The following is a 610-nucleotide window of genomic DNA, read 5'->3' as shown; positions in this document are numbered from 1 at the left end:
ACGTGGCCTCGCTGTCCACGTCGACCTCGACCGCGATCAACTCGCTGTCGACGGGCCTGAGCTCGACGAACAGCAACGTCAACTCGCTGTCGACGTCGACCTCGACCGGCATCGGCTCGCTGTCCACTGGCCTGAGCACGACGAACAGCAACGTGGCCTCGCTGTCGACTGGCGTGACGAACATCAACAACACGTTGAACTCGCTGTCGACGACGATCAACAACAACACGACGCGCGCCGCCAACAACAACGGCATCGCGGCCGACATGAACGGCAAGGGCACCGACGTCCCGACCGTCACCGCGGGTTCGAACTCGGTGGCGATCGGCGCGAATTCGACGGACGGCGGCCGCTCGAACGTGGTGTCGGTCGGTAGCGACACGCAGCAGCGCCAGATCACGAACGTCGCACCGGGTACGCAAGGCACCGACGCGGTGAACGTGAACCAGCTGACGCAGGTGCAGACGACGCTGTCGACGGCACTGTCGGGCCAGCAGGCGCAGATCAACTCGCTGGGTTCGCAACTGCAGCAGACCGACCAGATGGCGAAGCAGGGTATCGCGGCCGTCGGCGCGATGGCGTCGATCCCGCAGCTCGATCGCGACGCCAA

Annotated in this window: 1 pseudogene; it reads left to right on the top strand. The window is 65.2% G+C overall.

From position 1 onward, the window contains the following. Positions 1-610: pseudogene (locus G3N93_RS41285) on the top strand (hypothetical protein); the annotation flags it as partial.

Source organism: Burkholderia sp. Se-20378, assembly GCF_017104665.1.
GTDB classification, from domain to species: domain Bacteria; phylum Pseudomonadota; class Gammaproteobacteria; order Burkholderiales; family Burkholderiaceae; genus Burkholderia; species Burkholderia lata.
Note: the sequence above shows the minus strand (reverse complement) of the source record. Positions and strands in the feature narration are given on the sequence as shown.